Source organism: Roseateles sp. FW301-B2 (genome assembly GCF_058788955.1).
This window is the reverse complement of record NZ_JBYTBE010000002.1, coordinates 1-19257: the sequence shown is the minus strand read 5'-3', so window position 1 is coordinate 19257 and position 19257 is coordinate 1. Positions and strand designations below refer to the sequence as shown.

22 protein-coding genes are annotated in these 19257 nt (G+C 69.1%); 9 read left to right on the top strand and 13 right to left on the bottom strand.

Going from position 1 to position 19257, the window contains the following annotated elements; all coding sequences use genetic code 11:
• Nucleotides 1-43 precede the first annotated feature (43 nt).
• Nucleotides 44-970: an NF038122 family metalloprotease gene (locus AC3WQY_RS02260; RefSeq protein WP_492705431.1), complete on the top strand. Its 927-nt coding sequence runs from the start codon at nucleotides 44-46 to the stop codon at nucleotides 968-970.
• A 6-nt stretch (nucleotides 971-976) separates the two neighbouring features.
• On the opposite strand, the gene urtE is transcribed toward AC3WQY_RS02260, so the two are convergent.
• The 6 genes from urtE to AC3WQY_RS02230 form a co-directional block, all read right to left on the bottom strand.
• On the bottom strand, nucleotides 977-1669 hold the full coding sequence (urtE, locus tag AC3WQY_RS02255; RefSeq protein ID WP_492705750.1) for an urea ABC transporter ATP-binding subunit UrtE: 693 nt from the start codon (nucleotides 1667-1669) through the stop codon (nucleotides 977-979).
• An 8-nt stretch (nucleotides 1670-1677) separates the two neighbouring features.
• Complete coding sequence (urtD, locus tag AC3WQY_RS02250) at nucleotides 1678-2523, bottom strand: urea ABC transporter ATP-binding protein UrtD (RefSeq protein ID WP_492705429.1); 846 nt, start codon at nucleotides 2521-2523, stop codon at nucleotides 1678-1680.
• Entirely contained in the window at nucleotides 2520-3623 is a 1104-nt protein-coding gene (gene urtC / locus AC3WQY_RS02245) for an urea ABC transporter permease subunit UrtC (protein ID WP_492705427.1), read from the bottom strand. The genes urtD and urtC overlap by 4 nt, the downstream gene beginning before the upstream one ends.
• Entirely contained in the window at nucleotides 3623-5221 is a 1599-nt protein-coding gene (gene urtB, locus AC3WQY_RS02240; RefSeq protein WP_492705425.1) for an urea ABC transporter permease subunit UrtB, read from the bottom strand. Before urtB ends, urtC begins: the two co-directional genes overlap by 1 nt.
• A gap of 80 nt (nucleotides 5222-5301) precedes the next feature.
• Nucleotides 5302-6576, bottom strand: coding sequence for an urea ABC transporter substrate-binding protein (gene urtA, locus AC3WQY_RS02235; RefSeq protein ID WP_492705423.1), 1275 nt, complete (start codon nucleotides 6574-6576; stop codon nucleotides 5302-5304).
• 348 nt (nucleotides 6577-6924) lie between these two features.
• The gene (locus AC3WQY_RS02230; protein ID WP_285231211.1) at nucleotides 6925-7782 is read right to left on the bottom strand and encodes a LysR family transcriptional regulator; all 858 of its coding nucleotides are present in this window, start codon (nucleotides 7780-7782) and stop codon (nucleotides 6925-6927) included.
• Nucleotides 7783-7882: 100 nt separating this feature from the next.
• Between AC3WQY_RS02230 and AC3WQY_RS02225 the strand changes: the two genes are divergently transcribed.
• A complete protein-coding gene (locus AC3WQY_RS02225) occupies nucleotides 7883-8263 on the top strand; it encodes a tautomerase family protein (protein WP_492705420.1) in 381 nt (126 codons plus the stop codon).
• Between the two features lie 4 nt (nucleotides 8264-8267).
• Here AC3WQY_RS02225 and AC3WQY_RS02220 read toward each other — a convergent pair whose 3' ends face one another.
• Nucleotides 8268-8420: a DUF3149 domain-containing protein gene (locus AC3WQY_RS02220; RefSeq protein ID WP_285231213.1), complete on the bottom strand. Its 153-nt coding sequence runs from the start codon at nucleotides 8418-8420 to the stop codon at nucleotides 8268-8270.
• 157 nt (nucleotides 8421-8577) lie between these two features.
• On the opposite strand from AC3WQY_RS02220, the gene AC3WQY_RS02215 reads away from it, so the two are divergent.
• Nucleotides 8578-8967, top strand: a complete 390-nt coding sequence (locus AC3WQY_RS02215) for a nuclear transport factor 2 family protein (RefSeq protein ID WP_285231214.1) — start codon at nucleotides 8578-8580, stop codon at nucleotides 8965-8967.
• Between the two features lie 203 nt (nucleotides 8968-9170).
• Nucleotides 9171-9617: a hypothetical protein gene (locus tag AC3WQY_RS02210; RefSeq protein ID WP_285231215.1), complete on the top strand. Its 447-nt coding sequence runs from the start codon at nucleotides 9171-9173 to the stop codon at nucleotides 9615-9617.
• A gap of 13 nt (nucleotides 9618-9630) precedes the next feature.
• On the opposite strand, the gene AC3WQY_RS02205 is transcribed toward AC3WQY_RS02210, so the two are convergent.
• Nucleotides 9631-11343: a tetratricopeptide repeat protein gene (locus AC3WQY_RS02205; RefSeq protein WP_492705414.1), complete on the bottom strand. Its 1713-nt coding sequence runs from the start codon at nucleotides 11341-11343 to the stop codon at nucleotides 9631-9633.
• Between the two features lie 149 nt (nucleotides 11344-11492).
• Between AC3WQY_RS02205 and AC3WQY_RS02200 the strand changes: the two genes are divergently transcribed.
• Nucleotides 11493-11888: an MAPEG family protein gene (locus tag AC3WQY_RS02200; RefSeq protein WP_285231217.1), complete on the top strand. Its 396-nt coding sequence runs from the start codon at nucleotides 11493-11495 to the stop codon at nucleotides 11886-11888.
• 40 nt (nucleotides 11889-11928) lie between these two features.
• On the opposite strand, the gene AC3WQY_RS02195 is transcribed toward AC3WQY_RS02200, so the two are convergent.
• Both AC3WQY_RS02195 and AC3WQY_RS02190 read right to left on the bottom strand, forming a co-directional pair.
• Complete coding sequence (locus AC3WQY_RS02195) at nucleotides 11929-12336, bottom strand: MAPEG family protein (RefSeq protein WP_492705412.1); 408 nt, start codon at nucleotides 12334-12336, stop codon at nucleotides 11929-11931.
• 257 nt (nucleotides 12337-12593) lie between these two features.
• Nucleotides 12594-13397, bottom strand: coding sequence for an MBL fold metallo-hydrolase (locus AC3WQY_RS02190; RefSeq protein ID WP_492705410.1), 804 nt, complete (start codon nucleotides 13395-13397; stop codon nucleotides 12594-12596).
• Between the two features lie 90 nt (nucleotides 13398-13487).
• Here AC3WQY_RS02190 and AC3WQY_RS02185 point away from each other — a divergent pair, with 90 nt between their 5' ends.
• Nucleotides 13488-14471 carry a helix-turn-helix domain-containing protein gene (locus AC3WQY_RS02185; RefSeq protein WP_492705408.1) on the top strand — a complete coding sequence of 328 codons (984 nt, stop codon included), beginning with the start codon at nucleotides 13488-13490 and terminating at the stop codon, nucleotides 14469-14471.
• Between the two features lie 59 nt (nucleotides 14472-14530).
• Nucleotides 14531-15778 (top strand): SGNH/GDSL hydrolase family protein, encoded by a 1248-nt coding sequence (locus AC3WQY_RS02180; RefSeq protein ID WP_492705406.1) that lies wholly within the window; start codon nucleotides 14531-14533, stop codon nucleotides 15776-15778.
• Here the strand turns inward: AC3WQY_RS02180 and AC3WQY_RS02175 are convergent.
• The gene (locus AC3WQY_RS02175; RefSeq protein ID WP_492705404.1) at nucleotides 15768-16205 is read right to left on the bottom strand and encodes a heavy metal-responsive transcriptional regulator; all 438 of its coding nucleotides are present in this window, start codon (nucleotides 16203-16205) and stop codon (nucleotides 15768-15770) included. The genes AC3WQY_RS02180 and AC3WQY_RS02175 overlap by 11 nt on opposite strands.
• Nucleotides 16206-16268: 63 nt before the next feature.
• On the opposite strand from AC3WQY_RS02175, the gene AC3WQY_RS02170 reads away from it, so the two are divergent.
• Both AC3WQY_RS02170 and AC3WQY_RS02165 read left to right on the top strand, forming a co-directional pair.
• Nucleotides 16269-17153, top strand: coding sequence for an MBL fold metallo-hydrolase (locus tag AC3WQY_RS02170; RefSeq protein ID WP_285231223.1), 885 nt, complete (start codon nucleotides 16269-16271; stop codon nucleotides 17151-17153).
• A gap of 81 nt (nucleotides 17154-17234) precedes the next feature.
• Nucleotides 17235-18050: a hypothetical protein gene (locus AC3WQY_RS02165; RefSeq protein ID WP_492705401.1), complete on the top strand. Its 816-nt coding sequence runs from the start codon at nucleotides 17235-17237 to the stop codon at nucleotides 18048-18050.
• 8 nt (nucleotides 18051-18058) lie between these two features.
• Here AC3WQY_RS02165 and AC3WQY_RS02160 read toward each other — a convergent pair whose 3' ends face one another.
• Nucleotides 18059-19048, bottom strand: coding sequence for a response regulator (locus AC3WQY_RS02160; protein ID WP_492705399.1), 990 nt, complete (start codon nucleotides 19046-19048; stop codon nucleotides 18059-18061).
• Nucleotides 19045-19257, bottom strand: a 213-nt coding sequence (locus tag AC3WQY_RS02155) for a hypothetical protein (RefSeq protein WP_492705397.1), incomplete at its 5' end; no start/stop codon positions are given. The genes AC3WQY_RS02160 and AC3WQY_RS02155, both read right to left, overlap by 4 nt.

Genomic DNA, 19257 nt, shown 5'->3' with positions numbered 1-19257 from the left:
CGTAGAGTCGGCGGCTGGTCTACCGGTCGACGAGGTGCTCCCTATGCCCGCAGTTGCTCGCCCCCTGCGCCCCCTAAGCCGTCTGGCGCGTTCAATCGCGCTGTCGCTGGCCTGCGCCGCGGCAGGCCCGGCCCCGGCCCTGGTGATCAATGCCAGCTTCGGTGCCGGCGTGGACCCTGCGGCCCAGTCCGTCATCCTCGGCACCATCGATATCTACGAGGCGCTGTTCAGCGACAACATCACCCTCGGCATCCGCTTCGAGAACATGAACACCGGCCTGGGCCAGAGCAGCACCAATATCTACCAGGTGCCCTATGCCAGCTTCATGGACAAGCTGCGTGCCGATGCCAGCAGCCCGATCGACAGCCTGGCCCTGGCGCATATCCCGCTGGGGGCCAACCCGGTGAACGGCGCTGCCAACATCATCCTGACCCGTGCCACCGCCAATGCGGTCGGCTTCAATGTGCCGGCGCCGCTGAACGGCCTGGACGCCACCATCAGCCTCAACCTGGCGACGATGAATTTCAGTCGCCTCAGCATCGACCCCGACAAATACGATCTGCAGACCGTGGCGTCGCACGAGATCGATGAGGTGCTGGGCACCATCTCGGGCGTGGGCGGCAGCCTCATTCTTCCGGTGGACCTCTACCGCTACAACGCGGCTGGCGCGCGCAGCTTCACCACCCTGGGCGACGATGCCTATTTCTCCATCGACGGCGTCAACATGCTGGTGCGCTACAACCAGAACCCGGCCGGCGACTATGGCGACTACTGGGGCGCCGGCCCGCATCCGGTGCATGTGCAGGATGCCTTCGGCACGCGCGGCAGCTTCGCCGACCTGGGCGTGGAGATCATCGCGCTGGACGCCGTCGGCTTCACCCTGGCCGCCGCGGTGCCCGAGCCCGCTCCTGTGGTGATGCTGCTCGCTGGCCTGGGCATGCTGGGCTGGCTGAAGCGCCGCCAGGCCTGATCGCCTTCAGATCGCCACGATCTGCCGCACGCCCCTGGCGGCCATCTCGCTGCCCAGCCCCTGCGAGATCACCGCGCCGCGCTCCAGCACCAGGTAGTCGTCGGCCAGCTCCTCGGCGAAGTCGACATACTGCTCGCACAAGAGGATCGCCATGTCACCGCGGTCCGCCAGCAGGCGGATCACGCGGCCGATGTCCTTGATGATGCTGGGCTGGATGCCTTCGGTAGGCTCGTCCAGGATCAGCAGCTTGGGGCGGGCGCAGAGTGCGCGCGCGATCGCCAACTGCTGCTGCTGGCCACCGGAGAGGTCGCCGCCGCGGCGCTTGAGCATGGCCTTCAGCACCGGGAAGAGCTCGAACAGCTCGGCCGGTATCGGCGCGCTGGCGGGCTGGGTGGCCAGGCCCATGCGCAGGTTTTCCTCCACCGTCAGGCGCGCAAAGATCTCGCGCCCCTGCGGCACATAGCCGATGCCGGCGCGTGCGCGCTCGTAGGGGCTGGCCTTGCTGATGTTTGTGCCGTTGAATTCGATGCTGCCGCTCTTGATCGGCACCAGGCCCATCAGGCTCTTCAGCAGGGTGGTCTTGCCCACGCCGTTGCGACCCAGCAGCACGGTGATGCGTCCCAGCGCAGCGCGCACCGACACATCGCGCAGGATGTGCGAGCCGCTGTAGTACTGGTGGATGTTCTTGGCTTCCAGAATCATGGCGTTCAGCGCCCCAAATAGACTTCGATGACGCGCTCGTCGGCCTGCACCTGGTCCAGGGTGCCCTGGGCCAGCACGGCGCCGTCGCAGAGTACCGTCACCGTCTCGGCGATGCGCGCGATGAAGCTCATGTCGTGTTCCACCACCATCAGCGAGTGCCTGCCCTTGAGCGAGAGAAAGAGCTCGGCGGTGCGCTCGGTCTCCTGATCGGTCATGCCGGCCACCGGCTCGTCCAGCAGCAGCAGCTTGGGGTCCTGTACCAGCAGCATGCCGATCTCCAGCCACTGTTTCTGGCCGTGGCTCAGCAGGCCGGCGGGGCGCTGCCATTCGTCTTGCAACCGGATCAGCTCCAGCACCTCGGCCAGGCGCGTGCGTTGCGCGCCGGAGAGCTTGTGCCACAGCGCACTGGGCACGCTGCGCGAGCCCTGCAGTGCCAGCTCCAGGTTCTCGAACACGCTGAGCGGCTCGAACACCGTGGGCTTCTGGAACTTGCGCCCTATGCCCAGCTGGGCAATCTCGGCCTCGCTGTGGCGCAGCAGGTTGATGGTGCTGCCGAAGAAGACCTGGCCGGCATCGGGGCGGGTCTTGCCGGTGATGATGTCCATCATGGTGGTCTTGCCCGCACCATTGGGCCCGATGATGCAGCGCAGCTCGCCCGGCGCGATGTCCAGCGAGAGCCCGTTGATGGCCTTGAAGCCGTCGAAGCTCCTATGCACATCCTCCAGGTAGAGGATGCGGCCATGCGCCAGGTCCAGCGCGCCGGGCTCCAGCACGCGGCCGTAGCCGGCCTCGCGGCCCCCCGAGAAATGCTGCAGGCGCTCGCTGCCTTGTTCCATCAGCTCGGGGGTCATGCCTTGCCTCCTGCGCGCCGCGTGATCTTCCTGGCCAGGCCCGCCAGGCCCTGCGGCAGGAACAGGGTCACGCCGACGAACAGCGCGCCCAGGAAATAGAGCCAGATCTCGGGCGCGCTGACGGTGAGCCAGCTCTTCGCGCCGTTCACCGCGAAGGCGCCGGCGATCGGGCCGATCAGCGTGCCGCGCCCGCCCACCGCGGCCCAGACCGCGATCTCGATCGAGTTGGCCACGCTCATCTCGCTGGGGTTGATGATGCCCACCTGCGGCACATAGAGCGCGCCGGCCACGCCGCACATCACCGCCGAGAGGGTCCAGATGGCCAGCTTGTAGGGCAGGGGCGAGTAGCCGCAGAACATCAGGCGCGACTCGGCATCGCGCACCGCCTGCAGCACGCGGCCGAACTTGGCGGCCATGATCCAGCGCGCCAGCAGCAGGCAGGCCAGCAGCGTGAGCCCCGTCAGCACGAACAGGCCCATGCGCATCTGCGGCGTGGCGATCGGCAGGCCCAGGATGCGCTTGAAATCGGTGAAGCCGTTGTTGCCGCCGAAGCCGGTCTCGTTGCGGAAGAACAGCAGCATGGCCGCATAGGTCATGGCCTGGGTGATGATGGAGAAGTACACGCCCTTGATGCGCGAGCGGAAGGCGAAGTAGCCGAACACCAGGGCCACCAGGCCCGGCACCGCCACGATCAGCAGCAGGGTGGCGGCGAAGCTGTCGCTGAAGTGCCAATGCCAGGGCAGGCTCTTCCAGTCCAGGAACACCATGAAATCGGGCAGGGCGCTGCGGTACTGGCCATCGCTGCCGATCTGGCGCATCAGATACATGCCCATGGCATAGCCGCCCAGCGCGAAGAACAGGCCATGGCCCAGCGAGAGGATGCCGGTGTAGCCCCAGATCAGGTCCATGGCCAGGGCGCAGATGGCGTAGCACATGATTTTGCCCAGCAGGGCCACGGCGTAGTCGCTCAGGTGCAAGACCTGACCCTCGGGCACCCAGAGATTGAGCAGCGGCGCCACGCCGCAGACCAGCAGCAGGGCGATCAGAAAGGCGGCCCAGCCGCGGCGCGAGAACAGGGTTTGTGCTGTGTTCGTCATCATCATGCTTCCGCCGATCTGCCCTTCATCGCGAAGATGCCCTGCGGCCGCTTCTGGATGAAGACGATGATGAACACCAGCACGGCGATCTTGGCCAGCACCGCGCCCACCACGCCCTCCAGCAGCTTGTTGCTGAGGCCCAGGCCCAGCGCGGCGTAGACGGTGCCGGCCAGCTGGCCCACGCCGCCCAGCACCACCACCATGAAGGCGTCGACGATATAGCTCTGGCCCAGGTCGGGGCCGACATTGCCGATCTGGCTGAGCGCGCAACCCGCCAGGCCCGCGATGCCCGAGCCCAGCGCGAAGGTGAGGGTGTCCACGCGCGCGGTGTTCACGCCCATGCAGGCGGCCATCGGGCGGTTCTGCGTCACGCCGCGCACGAACAGGCCCAGCCGGGTGCGCTTGATCAGCAACGTCATGCCGCCCAGCACCAGGCCGGCGAAGAGGATGATGAGCAGGCGGTTGTAGGGCAGGCTCAGCGAAGGCAGCAGCTGCAGGCCGCCGCTCATCCAGGCCGGGTTCTCCACGCCCACGTTCTGCGCGCCGAACAGGCTGCGCACGCCCTGCATCAGCGCCAGGCTCAGGCCCCAGGTGGCCAGCAGGGTTTCCAGCGGGCGGCCGTAGAGCCAGCGCAGCACGCCGCGCTCCAGCACCGCGCCCACGCCGGCCGAGGCCAGGAAGGCCACCGGCAGGGCGGCCAGCAGGTAGTAGTCGAACAGGCCCGCCGGCAGGAACTGGCGGAAACCTAGCTGGACCAGGTAGGTGGCATAGGCGCCGATCATCATCAGCTCGCCATGGGCCATATTGATCACGCCCATCAGCCCGTAGGTGATGGCCAGGCCCAGCGCCACCAGCAGCAGGATGCTGCCCAGGCTTAGGCCGGTGAAGAGGGCGCCGAGGCGCTCGCCCCAGGCCAGCGAGGCTTGCACCTTGCGCAGGGAATTCTGCAGCGCGCTCTTCACCGCCACATCGCTCTCCTCGGCCAGGCGCTGGTTCAGCAGCAGCAGGGTGCTGGGGCTGTCCGAGCCGCCCAGCAGCCTGGCGGCATGCAGGCGCTTGTTGACATCGGCGCTGCCGGCCAGGGCGGCGGCGCTGGCGAGTTGCAGCTCGGCGCGCACGGCCGCATCCGACTCCTGCGCCAGCGCATTCGCCAGCAGCGGCAGGCGCGCCTCGCTGGCGTCCTGCTGCAGGGCCTTGGCGGCGGCCAGGCGCTCGCTCGGCTTGGCGCTGAAGAGCTTGAGCGCGGCCAGCGCCTGATCCAACTCGCCACGCAGGCGGTTGTTCAGGCTCACGTCGTCCAGCGTGGCGGGGGGGGCCGTGATGACGGCGCCGCTGAGCGCGTCCTCGGCCTTGCCGTCGGCGTGCACGATCAGCAGCTGCGCGCCGGCGAGCTTCAGCTCCTCGGCGGCCAGGGCCTGCAGAAAAGGCTGCAGCCGCGCGTCCGGCTTCACCGCCACCGCGGCCAGGGCCGCATTCATCGCGGCGATGCGCGCATCGGTGTCATCGCCGCTGGCGATCGCGTGGGCCTGTTCGGGCGTGAGGGCCCGCGCAGGCGCCGTGCACAGCAGCAGGCAGAGCAGAAGCGGTAGCAAGCGGAACATGAGACCTCGGGCCGTCGTCGTCGGGGTGTGTCGGCGCGCCCCATGTCAGCGACAGGGGGCGCGCTCATGCGCCTGCTTGCTTACTTCTTCACCGGCTCGTCGGGCTTCTTGTCGTTGCCTTCGATGTAGGGGCTCCAGGGCTTGGCCTTCACCGGGGCGGGCGTCTTCCACACCACATTGAACTGGCCATCGGCCTTGATCTCGCCGATGAACACAGACTTGTGCAGGTGGTGGTTCTTCTCGTCCATCTTGGAGCTGATGCCCGAGGGCGCGGTAAAGGTCTGGCCGGCCATCGCGGCGATGACCTTGTCCACATCGGTGCTCTTGGCCTTCTCGACCGCCTGCTTCCACATATTGATGCCGATATAGGTCGCCTCCATCGGATCGTTGGTGAGCGGCTTGTCCTTGTGGCCGGGCAGCCCCTTGGCCTTGGCGTAATCGCTCCACTTCTTGATGAACTCGGTGTTGGCCGGGTTCTTGATCGACATGAAGTAGTTCCAGGCGGCCAGATGGCCCACCAGCGGCTTGGTGTCAACGCCGCGCAGTTCTTCCTCGCCCACCGAGAAGGCCACCACCGGCACGTCCTTGGCCTTCAGGCCGGCGTTGCCCAGCTCCTTGTAGAAGGGCACGTTGGAGTCGCCGTTGATGGTAGAGACCACCGCGGTCTTGCCACCGGCCGAGAACTTCTTGATGTCGGCCACGATGGTCTGGTAATCGCTGTGGCCAAAGGGCGTGTACTTCTCGTCGATGTCGCCGTCCTTCACGCCCTTGCTCTTCAAGTAGGCGCGCAGGATCTTGTTGGTGGTGCGCGGGTAGACGTAGTCGGTGCCCAGCAGCACCCAGCGCTTGGCCGCGCCGCCGTCCTTGCTCATCAGGTAGTCCACCGCGGGGATGGCCTGCTGGTTGGGTGCGGCACCGGTGTAGAACACGTTCTTGGAGAGCTCCTCACCCTCGTACTGCACCGGGTAGAAGAGCAGGCCGTTGAGCTCTTCCACCACCGGCAGCACCGACTTGCGCGACACGGAGGTCCAGCAGCCGAAGATCACCGCCACCTTGTCCTGGGTGAGCAGCTGCTTGGTCTTCTCGGCGAACAGCGGCCAGTTGGAGGCCGGGTCCACCACCACTGGCTCGAGCTTCTTGCCCAGCACGCCGCCCTTGGCATTGATCTCGTCGATGGCCATCAGCACCGTGTCCTTGAGCACGGTCTCCGAGATCGCCATCGTGCCCGAGAGGCTGTGCAGCACGCCCACCTTGATGGTGTCGGCCGCCTGGGCCGACAGGCCCGTGAAGCTCAGGCCCGCCAGGGCGCTCGCAGTGGCGAGGGTCTTGAGGGAGAAGGATCGGCGCTTCAGCATGGGGTTTCGCTCCTGAATGACCGGCACGCGGTCAGGTTGGTGGGCTTGTCGCGCGGCAGCAAGTGTGTGCCAGGCGGACAGGGCCAATGTAGGGAGCGAAGGGCAGGGTGGATATACGGCGGATGGCGTATGGAGACTGTCCGCTCAGCGGTTCAGGACTGCGGGCGAAGCGCAGGCCTTGATGCAGCTGAAGTGCTTGAGCGGTCGCACCTAACGCTGCTCAAGGCAGCACGGGGCGGTGCGCAGTGGTTGGGGTAGGGCGCATTCACAATTCCGTCTCGCGTTGTTGCGCAGGCAGGTGACCCTGCCAGCCTGGGTCGCGATCCGAGCAACAGCCGCTGGCCGCGCCTACCCCCGCACCGCGCTCCTGAACGCCGCCGCCAGCGCTCCCAGCGCCTGGTGCGGCCGGCCACTCTTGACGCGCGAATGCAGCAGCACCGGCAGGCGTGGCAGCGCGGGCAGACCGAGCCTGGGGCCAACGTCGACGGCGCCGAAGGGCAGCATGCGCGGCGCTAACGCCGCAACGCCCAGCCCGGCCATCACGGCCGCGGTGACTGCCGCCACGCCACCTCCGCAGAAGATTTCCTTCCAGGGCTGGCCCGCCGCATCGAGCAGCTGGCCGGCCATCGCCCGCACGCCGCAGGGCTCAGCCAGGGTGGCCAGCGGCAGCGGTTCGCCGGCGCGATGCTGCCAGCCCGGCGCGGCGAACCAGCCGAACTGTTCCTCGGCGAGCAGGGTGCCTCCGCGGCGCCCCAGATGCTGGCGCACGATCACGGTGTCGAGCTCGCGGCGGTCGAAGGCTTGCAGCAGGTCGCCCGACGACGCGATGCGGATCTCGATCAGCAGCTGCGGGTCCTGGGCATTCATGCGGGCGATCAGCGCGGGCAGGTCCGGCCCGGCCACATGGTCGCTGATGCCGATGGTGAGCCGCTGCCGGGCCTCGACAAACACGGCGAGTGCACGCTCATGGGCGTCCATGAGCGCGTGGGCATGGTCCAGAAAGGCGGCGCCCTGCGCCGAGAGCTGCACATAGCGCGGCGTGCGTTCCAGCAGCCGGCAGCCCAGCCTTGCCTCCAAACGCTTGAGCTTCAGGCTCACCGCTGCCTGCGTGGTCTGCAGCGCTTCGGCCGCGCGCGTGAAGCTGCCGAGTTCGGCGATGCGCACGAAGGTCCGCACGGCATCCAGATCCAAGGGGCGATCAATCATTTCAAACCATTATCTTTGATATCCAGGTTGATGGCTTGTTGAAATGATGCGCGCCACTTACCGTGGAGCCCGCACTGACTGAAAGAAACGGACGCCGCACATGCCCCTGATTCACCTTTCCATGCGCGCCGGCAAGCCGGCCGCCTACCGCCAGGCGATTCTTGACGGTCTCTACCGCGCCATGCGCGAAACCTTCAACGTGCCGGAAGACGATCAGTTCATGCTCATCACCGAGCATGAGGCGGCGAACTTTTGCTACAACGCGTCCTACCTGGGCGTGGCGCGCAGCGACGCGCTGCTGTTCATCCAGATCACCGCCAACAACACGCGCGGCCTGGAGCAGAAGCGGGCGCTGTACCGGCGCATCGTGGAGCTGCTGGGCGAGAGCCCGGGCATCCGGCCGGACGATGTGTTCATCAACCTCGTGGAGGTGGCGAAGGAGAACTGGTCCTTCGGCCACGGCCTCGCGCAATACGCGTGATGGCTCAGGTCTTGTGCTGCTGCGCTGCGGCCGCGTCCTCGGCGATGTGCCGCAGGAAGTAGCGGATGTAGAAAACGCCCATGCCCAGCATGAAGAGCAGGCCGGCCGCGCTCATCAGCCCCACGTCGGAAGTGAACAGATCCTTGAAGACGTTCATGCTTGACTCCAGTCCGGGCTGCTTGCCCATGGCTGAATTGGGCGCCCGGCCGCGCGGCGCTGGCTTGCGCTGGCGCAAGCGGGGGCATCGTTGTGCCGCACCGGCCCGCATCGCATACTGCGCGCTGCGGCCAGCTGCCGCCCATCGAAAGGACCCCATGACGCCTGACCCGATCTCCCGCTGGCACCAGATCATGCAAAACCGCGACGTCGCCGGCCTGGACGCGCTGCTGGCCCCGGACGCGGTGTTCTTCTCGCCGGTGGTGCACAAGCCCCAGCAGGGCAGGGCCATCACCCGCATGTACCTGGCGGCGGCCTTCTCGGTGTTCGGCAACGAGAGCTTCCGCTATGTGCGGGAGCTGAAGTCCGAGCGCGACGCCGTGCTGGAGTTCGAGCTGGAGCTGGACGGCATCAGCATCAACGGCGTGGACATGATCAAGTGGAACGAGGCCGGCCAGATCAGCGAGTTCAAGGTGATGCTGCGCCCGCTCAAGGCGGTGAACCTGATCCACCAGAAGATGGCGGCGATGCTGCAGGCCATGGCCTGAGGCCGGCTGACACCGGAAGACGGGACACAAGCGGCGCCGGCGTCCGGCCCGCTTCGCCTGCGGCTGCCTCAGTCCGGGCCAGATGGCTAAACATACAGGCGGGAAAACCGCGTCATGGCGGGCCTTGACGCATCGCATAGTGGCCTCGCGCAGCTGTGCGCAAGCGCCATCACCAGCGCCTTCTTGGTGAAGGAGTCCTTGCCATGAGTCTCACCAGAATCGCGATCGCCTCGCTCTTCGCATCCGCCACACTCATGCTGGGCAGCGCGGCCAGCGCCCAGAGTTCCAGCTACACGCCCGGCACGGTCTGGACCTTCTCGCACATCAAGGTCGAGCCCGGGCAGTTCGAGAACTACATGGACTTCCTGGCCAAGACCTGGAAGAAGTCCAACGAGTTCGGCATGAAGGAGGGCACGGTGGTTTCCTACCATGTGTTCTCGGTGAACAACCCGCGCGAGGGCGAGCCCGACCTGATCCTGGCGATCGAAGCCAAGGACTATATGAACAACGCCGATCAGCAGGCGCTGCAGAAGAAGTTCGAGGCCTTCATGGCGATGGACCAGCGCAAGATGGACCAGGCCGGCGGCGAGCGCAAGGTGATGCGCAAGCTGGCCGGCAGCATGGAGCTGCAGGAGCTGAAGCTCAAGTAAAACGAGCGCAGGCTCAGGCGCCGCGCAGGGCGGCGTCGGCCAGCTTCCAGCTGCGCTCCAGCGCGGGCTTGAGTTGCTCGGCCTCGGCCTGCCGGCCCTGCGCCAGCAGGGCGCGGCGCAGGCCTTGCAGGGCCCAGCCGCTGTGCGGATGCTCGGCCAGGCTGGTGCGGTAGCTGGCCTCGGCCTCGGCATAACGCCTGGCCTGCAGCTGCATGGCGCCCAGCTGCAGGCGCGCACCGCCGGCCAGCATGGGCGGCTCGCTGCGGTCGGCCACGGCGGCGACGCTCACCACCTCGGTCTGCAGGGCCAGGGCCTCGTCGACGCGTCGCTCGGCCCATGCCAGCTCGGCGCGCAGCTGCAGTTGCGCACTCTGCGCCAGGCTGCGCAGCATCTTGTGGAACTCGCTGGCGCCGGCAAACTTCTTCAGCAGCGCGGCCGCGGCCGGCTCCAGCTTGGCCAGGGCCTGGGCGGCCTCGGCGGTCTGGCCGCTGCGCGCCAGCGCGGTGCCGCGCGCCAGCTGGCCCAGCAGGGTGGCCACGCCCAGCTCGCCGGTGGGCAGCGGCTCCTTGAGCAGCTCGTCCCAGCGCTGCAGGCGCAGCAGGGTCAGCATCGGCAGGCTGCGCTGGTACTCGGCATAGCTGTAGTTGCCGCTGCCCAGCGCGGCGGCGGCGCGCGCGGATGACAGTGCCAGCTCGCCGCGGCCCTCCATCAGCGCGCCATACCACTGGAAATGCGTGTTGTGCTGGCGCCAGTCCTTGCTGACGCTGAAGTTCTGCGTCTTCAGCTCGGCCATCATGGCCAGGTCGGCTGCGTTCGCCTGCTGGTTCACGCGCGTGGCGTCGGCATAGCGGCCGATCTGCGCGTAGGTGTGGGCCGGCATGTGCAGCAGGTGTGGCGACTTCGGCGCCAGCGCACCCAGGCGGTCGGCGGCGGCCTCGGCGCGCTGCGCCACCTGCGGCGCATCCACCGTATGGATCAGGTAATGGTTGAGGCCGGTGTGATCGGGATGCCGGGCCAGGCCGGCCTCGAGCCGGTCGGCCAGCTCGCCGATGCGGCCGGCGGGCTTGCCGCTCGCCGGATCCCACCAGTCGCCGCGCGTGGCCACCAGCTCGGCCTCGGCATAGATCGCCAGCACGTCGGCATCGCCGGCAAAGCGATCGGCCAGTTCGCGCATGCGCTCGGCATAGGCGATGTCCAGCGGGTCGGCCTTGTCCTCGGCCTGGTCCGAGGCGCCGCAGACGGCGGCCTGCAGCGGGGCGAGATTCCTGGCCTCGCTGCCATGGCCGTAGCGCAGTGCCAGCGATTCGATCAGCGCCCGCTCCAGCGGCGTGGCAGCGGCGCTGTGCTTGAGGGCATGGTCGATATGGCGCAGCGCCTCCTTGAGATCGCCGCGCGTGGTGTTGTTGATATTGGGGCCCAGCTGGTAGGCCACGCCCCAGGCGCACAGGGCGCAGCCGGGGTCCTGCGCGAGCGCGGCCTTGAAGGCACGCACCGCCTCATGCTCGTTGAAGCCGTAGGCCTGGCTCATGCCCTGGGCGAACAGGCGGCGCGCCGCGGCGTTGGCATGGCTGGGCGTGAGGCCCACGGTGCCAAAGCCGTCCAGCAGCGGCGCGGTGGCGTGGCGGTCGGGCCCCCAGGGCAGCATCGCGCAGGCCCCCAGGGCCAGCAGGCTCAGCGTCAGGAGCGTCGGGCGCCAGGCGCGGCGCGCTGGGAGGTGGCTGGGCATGGTGGCTTGCAGGCAGTGGAGGGCGGTGGCGCAGTATCGCCCGCGCCGGCCGGCCTTGGGGGCGCGGCTTGACGCCTGCAAAAGGCCTACCGCCAGGCCGGGGTTCCCGGAATAATGGCGCCTCATTCGCTAGCCCTGGAGTGCACAAGATGACGCATCTGCTCAGCCTCGTGGTCTGTATGGCGGGTATCAGCTGGTTGCTGCTGCTCGCGGCCAGCCTGATACGTGCCCAGGCCTGGACCCCCGCGGGCATGCGCTACGCGATGGGCAATCGCGATCAGGCGCCGGCGGACACGGCCTTTGCCGGGCGCGCCGAGCGCACCGCCAGGAACACGCTGGAGAACTTCGTGCTGTTCGCGGCGCTGGCCCTGGTGGCCCATGTGTCGGGCGTGCAGTCGCCGCGCATCGCCCAGGGCGCCGAGCTGTTCTTCTGGTCGCGCCTGGTGTTCATCGCCGTCTACTACCTGGGCATCCCCTATCTGCGCACCCTGGTGTGGGGCGTCGGCGTGGTGGGCCTGGGGATGATGGCCTCGGCGCTGGCCTGAGGCCGCGGCCGGTAATGCCGGCAATACGGGTACTGGCCGTTCAGCGCGGCAGCAGGCCCGCCACGCGCAGCACCTCCATGCCCGTGCCGGCCAGCGCCGCTCCCAGCAGCACCGCGGTGGGGATCAGGCTGAGCATGAAGCCGAGGTTGCGGCTGGTGGGCTCGCGCAGGTAGGCGCGCACGTAGACGAGCCGGCCGACCAGATAGACGCAGCCCACCGCGGCCATGCCGCGCGGCCACCAGTATTGCGAGGCCAGCCACAGCGAGGGCACCAGCACGACCAGCAGCTCCAGCGTGTTCATCTGCACACGGTAGTAGCGCTCGAACATCTCGTGGCCCGTGACGGCGGGCCCGCGCACGCCATAGCGTTCGCGCGCGCGCGCCACCAGGGCAGCGAACACCAGGTATTGCAGCAGCGCCAGCGCGGTCACCAATCCGACAGCATGCATGATGTCTTGTCCTCTCTCGTCAGTGAGGCGGCCGGGGTCAGGCCTTGCCACCGCGCCGATGATACGAGGCTTCGCACGGCCGCGGACAAAAGCTGGCACGGAAGCTGCAATACCCAAGCATCGACGTTTGTCTCCTCCACCGCCCCTGGGTGGACTTCAGCCCCAGGCCACAAGCCTGGGGCTTTTTTTCATGCCTGCTTGCCGGGCATGCGGCCGCCGCAGCGCACGCTATGCGGGCGGCAATGCACCAGCAGGGCTCAGGCGGGGCGCGCCGCGAAGTGCCGGGCCTCGCCGTCCTCGGGCACCCACAGGCGCGGCAGCCAACCCTGGGCGCCGGCCAGCGCGCGCATGCCGGCACGGCTGCCCGGGCAATGGTCCAGCGCTTCCAGATGGTTGGCGATGATGGTGCCCCGCGGCAGCAGGGCGGCGGCGCTGGCCACATCGGCGGGCGACAGGATGACCTCGCCGCCCATGTCGAAGCGCGCACCGCCGGCCGGCAGCACCGCCAGGTCGGGGCGTAGCGCCTGCAGGCAATGCCGCAGCGGCGCGCACAACACGGTATCGCCGGCCAGGTAGACGCTGGGCTCGCCGGGCAGTTCGAGCAGATAGCCGTGGCCATGCTCCATCAGTCGGCCCACCAGGCCATGGCCGTGCACGCAGGGCACCGGGGTGATGTGGCCGCCGCCAAAGAAAGGCTGGCGCTCGGCGCCCAGCAGGGGCCAGACCTGCAGGCCGCGCTGGCGCAGATAGTCGGCGTCGCGCGGCATGCAGATCACCGGGATTTGGCGCTCGCGCAACCAGCGCTTGCCGGCGCGGTCCAGGTGGTCGAAATGGCCGCGCTGGCAATGCGTGATGAGGCAGTGCGTGACGCGCGCCAGCAGCGCTTCGGCCGCATTGGGCAGCGCCACCAGCGGATTGCGGCGGCGCTGGCCGCCCAGGTACTTGAGGCTGGGCAGGGCGCCCCGTGGGGCCAGCATGGGGTCGACCAGGATCACGAAGTCCTGGCCCTCGGCCTGAAATTCGAGCACCAGGGTGGCGTTGCGCAATTGGGTGATCAGCATGAGCTCGGGCTCCAACTCTTGGGGTGCGGCCATTGTTGGAAAAGCGGCGCCGGCGCAGAATGGCTAAAAATGAAAATCTCCTAGCGTTTCATGCCAAACCCTCTGCCCACCACGCTTGGCCTGCTGCTGTTCGAGGGCTGCATGCCGGCCGGCTTGTTCGCAGTGGCCGATCTGGTGGCCGCCGCCAATTTGCGCGCCGGCCGCGAACTGCTGCGCCTGCGCTGGCTGAGCCTGGATGGCCGGCCGGTGGCGTGCGCCCGTGGTCTGGCGCTGCCGGCCGAGGCGGCGCTGGCCGAGCAGCCCTGCGATGCGCTGCTGCTGCCCGGCCTGTGGGTGATCTCCGAGCCGGGGCTGCGCGCCGCGCTGCAGACCCTGGCGCCGCTGGTGCGGGCGCTGCGCGATCTGCCGGCGCGCTGCCAGCTGTGGAGCTACTGCGCGGGCGTGCCGCTGCTGGCGGCCAGCGGGCGGCTGGACGGCCAGCCCGCCACCGCCACCTGGTGGATGGCCGGGCCGCTGCAGGCGCTGTTCCCCAAGGTGCAGTGGCGTTTCGACGCGCCGCTGGTGAGCGCGGCGCGCTGCGTCACGGCGGCGGGGGCCAGCGGCTACCTGCCGCTGATGCTGGCGCAGCTGGCACGCCGTATGGAGCCGGCCGCGCTGCGCGAGGTGCAGGAGGTGCTGATGCTGCCGCTGCCGCGCGTGCGCCACGCGGCCTTCGCCAGCGTGGAGCTGCTGGCCCTGCAGCAGCCCTGGCTGCGCGAGCTGCTGCTCACCGCCCAGCAGACGCCCGCCACGGCGCTGACCCTGGAGGCGGCCGCGGGGGCGCTGGCGCGCTCGCCCCGCACCCTGTGCCGCCATGTGCAGGCCGCCACCGGCCTGCCCGCCGCCCGCTGGCTGCGCCTGGTGAAGCTGCGCCAGGCGGGCGAGCAGCTGATGCGCGGCGGCCAGCCGGTGAAGACGATTGCCGAGCAGCTGGGCTTCAGCAGCGAGGGCGCGCTGCACCGCATGTTCAAGCAGGCCACCGGCATGACGCCGCAGGCCTACCGGCGCGCCTACGCGGAGCGCGCCGCGGCATGACGAATGCATGCGGGCGCCGCGACGCCGATACTCGCCGCTTTGCCAATCCGGGCCTCCCCATGCTCAAACGCGTTTGCCATCTCCTTGCCGGGTTTGCCCTGCTTGCGGGCCTGCCGATGGCCGCCGCCGCGCCGCCCGACTGGGTGGGCAGTTGGTCGGCCTCGCCGCAGGCGGCCATGGCCGGCAAGCCGGCGGCTTATGCGGACCAGAGCCTGCGCCTGATCCTGCGCCCCAGCCTGGGTGGCGAGCGGCTGCGCGTGAAGCTGTCGAACCGCTATGGCGAGCAGCCGCTGGTGCTGGGCAACGCCCGCCTGGCCTTGCGCCAGGCGGGCGCCGGCATCCAGGCGGGCAGCGACAGGGCGCTCAGCTTTGGCGGCCTGCCCGGCGTGACCTTGGCGCCCCATACCGAGGTCTGGAGCGATGCCCTTGATCTGCCGGTGCCGGCATTCGCCGAGCTGGCGCTGAGCCTCTACCTGCCCCAGCCCACGCTGGCCAGCACCTCGCATTTCCTGGCCATGCAGACCAGCTATGTGGCGGCGGGCGACCAGACCGCCGCCGTCGCCTGGCCCGAGGCCAAGACCATCGGCGCCTGGCCCTTTGTGGTGGGCCTGGATGTGCAGCGCGAGGGCGCGGCGGCGCAGGCCCTGGTGGTGTTCGGTGACTCTTCAGTGGATGGCGATGGCTCCACCGAAGACGCCAACGGCCGCCTCACCGACGCCCTGGCGCAGCGACTGCAGGGGCGCGGCTGGGCGGTGCTGAACCAGGGCCTGATCGGCAACCGGCTCTTGCGCGATGCACCGCGTCAGCCCAGCAACCCGGCCGGCGCGGCGCTCGGCGAGGCGGCCACGGGGCGCTTCGAGCGCGATGTGCTGCAGCAATCCGGCGTGCGCGCCGTGTTGCTGCGCATCGGCACCAACGACATCGCCTTCCCCGGCTCGCTGGCCACGCCCGAGGCGCCGGTTTCGGTGGCCGCGCTGATCCAGGGCTACCGGGCGCTCGCCGCGCGTGCGCGCCAGCAGGGCCTGCGCGTGATCGCCAGCACCATCCCGCCCTTCGAGGCGGCCGATATCGCGCCGGGCTACTACAGCCTCGCCAAGGACGGGCAGCGGCGCGCCTTCAACCGCTGGCTGCGCGCTCATGCGCGTGAGTTCGATGCCCTGGTCGATGCGGATGCGCTGCTGCGCGATCCACGCCGGCCGGCGCGCTTGCTGCCGGCCTACGACAGCGGCGACCATGTGCACCCCAATGACGCCGGCTATGCCGCCATGGCCGCGGTCGTGCCGCTGTCCCTGTTCGTCAACGACTGAAGCTGCGCTTCAGCACCGCCACGCCGGCGCCGCTGCCGCTGTCGGGCGCGGTGCTGTCGCGCGTGTCGAGCGGGGCCTGTGGCGCGCAGCGCAAGGAGGCAAAGGTGGCCGCCAGCTCGGCCCTGAGCTGCTGCAGCTGGCCGATCTGGCCATCGATCTCGGACATCTTGGCCTGCAGCTTGTGCTCGATCTCGGCGCGCCCGAACTGGCCCTCGGCCAGCTGCGGCAGGATGGCTGCAATCTCCTTGAGCGAGAAACCCAGCGCCTGCGCGCCGCGTATGAAACGCAGCCGCTCCAGCTGCGCCGGCCCGTAGCGGCGATAGCCATTGGGCTGGCGGCCCGCGGCCTGCAGCAGCCCCTGCTTCTCGTAGTAGCGCAGGGTGTCGGTGGAGATCTGGCTGGCCTTGGCGAGCTGGCTGATGTTCATGGCGGCAACAAGGTGCGTGAGGGGCTTGACCTTGGAGCATAGACCCAGCTTTAGGCTGCGCCCATGCTCAAACGAATCCTTCCACTCCTCGCCCTGAGCCTGGCGCTCAGCCATGGTGCCCATGCTGCACCGTCGGTGCAACTTGCCATCATCAAGACCGCCCGCGTCGCCGTGGCCGAGGGCCTGCTGGTGCCCGGCGGCAGTTTCACCAAGCAGATCGATTCCAACTTCTCGGCCTTTCTGGTCCGCCATGGCGACGACATGCTGCTCTTCGATACCGGCATGGGCAGCCAGATCGACGCCCAGTACCGGCAGGACATGCCGGCCTGGTGGCGGCCCTTCTTCAAGTACGAGGCGCCGGTGCGGCCGGCGCGCCAGCAGCTGGACGAGGCCGGCCTGGCGCCGCCCGGCCTGCTGCTGCTGAGCCACAGCCATTGGGACCATGCCGGCGGCGTGCCGGACTTTCCGGCCGCGCGCATCGGCGTGGCCGCGGCGGAGCTGCCGCTGATCCAGCGGCCCAGCCGCGGCCCGGGTGGCAGCTGGGCCTCGCAGCTGGCCGCGCCCGGCATCCGCTGGGAGGCGCTGCAGTTCCAGGCCCGGCCGCATCGCGGCTATGCGCAAAGCCTGGACCTGTTTGGCGACGGCACGGTGGTGCTGGTGCCCATGCCCGGCCACACGCCCGGCTCCATGGGCCTGTTCGTCAAGGTGGACTCGGGGCGCGAATTCTTCTTCATCGGCGACGTGGCCTGGACCCTCGCCGCGCTGCGCGCAGGCACGCCCAAGTTCTGGGCCGCCAGCCTGCTGGTGGACGGCCATGCGCAGCAGACCCTGGAGAGCCTGGCCCAGGTGCGCGCGCTGATGGCCGCCGAGCCCGCCCTGGTGGTGGTGCCGGCGCATGACAGCGCGGTGCAGGACGCGCTCGGTTACTTCCCGCAATGGTTGAATTAGTTCGGTACGCAGGCGCACAGAGCGACGGCAGGGCGCGCACTATCCTTCCAACACTGCATTCGTACACCGGAGGATCAAGCCATGCGACACACCCTGGTCATGTTGACGATGCTGATGGGCCTGGCCGGACCCGCCACGGCCCAGTTCACGGTCTCGATCGGCATCAACGTGCCGAGCTATCCCGAGCTGCGGCGCGTGCCCGGCTACCCGGTTTACTACGCCCCGGGCCTGCGCGTCAATTTCTTCTTCTACGACGGGCTTTACTGGGTGCTGGAGGGCGACGACTGGTATGCCAGCCCCTGGTACAACGGGCCATGGCGGCTGACGCGACCCGAGATGGTGCCGCTGTATGTGCTGCGCATTCCGGTGCGCTACTACCGCAGCCCGCCCAGCTATTTCCAGGGCTGGCAGCCGGGCGCGCCGCCGCGCTGGGGCGATCACTGGGGCCCCGCCTGGCAGCAGCAGCGTCCGGGCTGGGAGCGCTGGGATCGCCGCAGCGCGCCGGCGCCGGCGCCGCTGCCCAGCTACCAGCGCCAGTACCCGGCCGCGCGCTACCCGCAGCCCGAACAGCAACAGTCGCTGCAGCAACAGCAGTACCGCTATCGGCCACGCGATGCCACGGTGCGTGAGCTGATGCCGCCGCCGCCGGCCCCGCATGCCCCGACGGTGAAGCCCAACCCGCCGCCGCGCAGCGAGGCCCTGCGTCAGGCGCCGCCGCCGGCACCCATGCGCGAGAAGCCTCAGGCTCATGAAAGGCCGCCGGAGCGCGAGCAGCAGCCGCAGGCGCATGAGCCACCGGCACGCGGCAAGCCGCCCGCCGCCGAGAAGCGCAAGGAGCATGGCGACGAACGCGGAAATGAACGCGGCAACGAGCGCGATCAGGATCGCAAGAAGTAGCGAGCGCGCTACAGCTCCCAGCTGGGATGCAGCTGGCGGATGCGCGTGAGCGCCATGGCCGCCGCGGCGGTGCGCGTTTCAACGCCCAGCTTGGCGTGGATGCGCTCGAGGTGCTTTTTCACCGTGGCGGTGCTGGCGCCCAGGATGTCGGCGATGTCGCGGTTGATCTTGCCCTTCACCACCCAGTACAGCACCTCGGCCTCGCGCGAGGTGAGCCTGAAGGCCAGGCCCATCGATTCGATGATGGCGGCATCGCTGAGCTCGTGCATCACGATCAGCCAGTCGCCGCTTTCTTCGCCCGCCTCCTCGCCGGCGCCGAGCCGCTGGTGCAGGCGCAGGCTCAGGCGCTTCTTGCCCAGCTCGGCATAGAGCCGCGGCGGCTCGATCTGGGCCTGGGCCTCGTGCAGATGGCGGCGCAGCCAGGCCAGCACCGGGGCGGGCGTGGTGGGGGCCTGGGTGCCGTAGTAGCTCATCAGCAGTTGGCGCGCCAGGGGGGTCTGCCACATCAGCCGGCCATCCTCGGCATTCACCGTGATGCTGGCGTAGCCGAAGGCGTCGAGCGCGCGGCGCGTCTGCTTGGCCTGGCGCGCCTGGCGCGCGCCGCGTAGATGCACCTGCATGCGCGCCAGCACCTCCTTGGGCTTGATGGGCTTGGTGACATAGTCGCTGCCGCCGGCATCCAGCGCCGCCACCAGATGCTCGGTCTCGGTGAGGCCGGTCATGAAGATGATGGGGATATGGGCGGTGGCGGGTGCGGCCTTGAGGCGCTTGGCCACCTCGAAGCCGTCCAGCCCCGGCATCAGCGCGTCCAGCAGCACGATGTCGGGCAGGGCCTGGGCCGCGCGTGCCAGCGCCGCCTCGCCGCTGGTGGCCACCAGCACGGTGTAGCCGGATTCGTCCAATGCGTCGTGCAGCAGGGCGAGGTTGTCGGGCACGTCGTCGACGATCAGCACCAGCTCGCCGCTGCTTGGCCCGGCTTGTTGTTGCTGCTGCGTCATGCGGCGGACTCCGGGCGCAGCAGCTGGCTCATGGTGTCGAACTGGAACTGCCGCGCCAATTCGCGCAGCTGCTCGATGAAGCCCTGCTGCTCGGGCGCGAGGCGCGCGATCGCGTCCAGCTGCTGCAGCACGCCGCGGTAATAGCCCAGCTGCAGGGCCTCGTGCAGGGCAGCCAGCTCCTGGGCGGGCAGGGCCGTGCCGGCCGGGGC